This window comes from Shewanella sp. MSW (genome assembly GCF_007636515.1).
Classification (GTDB): Bacteria; Pseudomonadota; Gammaproteobacteria; order Enterobacterales; family Shewanellaceae; genus Shewanella; species Shewanella indica.
Map to the genome: position 1 here is coordinate 88,077 of NZ_LVDR01000010.1, position 2,053 is coordinate 90,129.

Annotated in this window: 3 protein-coding genes and 1 pseudogene; all 4 read right to left on the bottom strand. The window is 45.2% G+C overall.

What is annotated here, in order from left to right; all coding sequences use genetic code 11:
* Positions 1–454, bottom strand: a pseudogene (locus AYI96_RS12470) (alpha-amylase family glycosyl hydrolase); the annotation flags it as partial.
* 186 nt (positions 455–640) lie between these two features.
* Entirely contained in the window at positions 641–964 is a 324-nt protein-coding gene (locus tag AYI96_RS12475) for a hypothetical protein (protein ID WP_025010228.1), read from the bottom strand.
* Positions 965–973: 9 nt separating this feature from the next.
* On the bottom strand, positions 974–1,831 hold the full coding sequence (locus tag AYI96_RS20535; protein ID WP_233962915.1) for an RHS repeat domain-containing protein: 858 nt from the start codon (positions 1,829–1,831) through the stop codon (positions 974–976).
* A gap of 11 nt (positions 1,832–1,842) precedes the next feature.
* On the bottom strand, positions 1,843–2,053 hold a 211-nt coding region (locus AYI96_RS20390; RefSeq protein WP_222116208.1), incomplete at its 5' end, for a hypothetical protein.

The window sequence follows — 2,053 nt, forward strand, 5'->3', positions numbered from 1 at the left end:
TGGCCTTGCGGGCGATATCTTCGTTTAAACAGCGCATAAACCAACTGATACTGCCAAGGCGTTACTGCCAATCGCTAATCAGCGTATCCAACAGTATTCGCTCACCTTCTGAGAGACTATCGCCCTTGAGGAACTTTGCCGCCACAGGATTGCCACTAAAGAGCCCTGTCCAACGCTCAATGACTTCAAATGGCGACAACGATTGTTGCGTAGCAAGGTCGATTTTGAGCACCAAATGGTAGTGATTACTCATGACCGCATAAGCGCAAACGTCGATGCAGAATATTGACGACAACTGCCTGATTTTATCCACTATCCAGCCACGTCTATGCTGGTAACTGCGACCCGACAGAGCATCTTCACCACACAAAAATGCCCTTCTAACGCAACGGTTAATCACGTGGTAAAAGGGCGTACTTTCAGCATCTATCAACTGGCGACGGGCTGTGGTCATAACCAACCTCGATTGAGCTTTGATGGGTATTTCAAAGCCTAGTCAAGCCTGTGCGAAACATCAAAAAGATCTGGCTGTCCTGTCTTTTTCTAAAACAGTTGGCCAGCTTTCCGCTGAAAACTGACCACGCTTCTCAGACCTACTCAAGACTTGTCAGAGTCTTTAAATTATTTAGCATAATTGAACTTAAAAAGGTTTTTCTGATAGCTTACCCGTCCACCCCCAATCTTCTAAAAGTTCAACATAATCATCAATGTCAAATTGTTCATTCTCTAGTGGTGGGTACATATGTGAGTACCCATAACCAAGTTCGTTCAACTCTTTTCTTACTTGGGTAATATCAATATCTTTGCTAAAGATTAACATCCCCATTTTGGCACCAAATCCTTTAACCAAAAGTAGCGACTCGATTACTTCCCCAGAATCCAATGTGACCTTATGTCCAATATCAATGTCCAAATTTAGTTCACTAGATACTTTTATCCAAAAATCAAGCAGTTTCTTATACATACTAAGCCTTTAATCTTCGATTTTCTTTTCTGGTATATGGTTTACTGGGCCAACGTGACCATGAGGCTCACTCCCATTAGCCCTATCTGGATGAGTTTCCAGTCCCCTGACTTGATTTGATGGGAAGGGGTCTGATAGCTCAGCATTTAATTCGGCATATGCATCCATATCACCTTGCGTCACACCACCATTCTTCTTGTCCATTTTAGCCATCTCCACAAGAGCTTGTTTTTCTTTGCTAAAAACTTTACTCCCTTTTATACCAGCCGCAGCGGCATCTCCTATCAGTGGTATGGCACCAATTGCTGCTGCGGCAATATTTACCCCGGTAGGGTTACTTGCGGCTTCTTGAATAGCTTTGATATCACCAACAATCGGAGCCGCATCCATTACAGCATTTACCCCAGCTGATTGTTGCTCAAGGGAAAGCTTCTCCATGCCGGTTGTTCCAACAGGAGAACTTGTTGGCGTATAAGCTAAAACCCCTGTTTTCCCATCCGGATCTACGTATTTATACGGATTATTATTCCCATACGCATACCGGTTAAAGCTATGCACATCCCTGAATCCAACCGGATCATTGGCATAGAACCGCCCTATCAGTGGATCATAGTATCGTGCCTGCATATAGGTCAGGTTCAAGTCCTCATCCTGCAGGTGGCCTGTGTAGCCTATGCCGGCCTTGTCTCCCCCCAATCGTTTGCCAAACGGTTCGTAATGACTGCGACTAATGATGTTGCCGGCACTGTCCGATTCTGCAACGACTGACCCCAGCATATCTGTATGCTGATATCTAACTGTGGTTGCTGATACTTGGCTGCATATTAACAGTAACAGCAGCGTTAGGAGTTGAATTATTCGTTCCATGAGTATTCCCCTTACATGTAATCACCGCCGCCGCTACTGCCGCCGCGAGCTGTCGCAATAGCGCTTTTGCTGCCGCCGTTTCCTGTGCAAGTGACACTGATGTTATACACTGTGCCATTCTTTAATTCTGTTTGTGTGCCACTTGTACCTACCAGGGTAATAGTGCCCATGTTGATACCATTCCGATACTTTTGAATCGTACCGCTGCAGCTCGTGGATGAA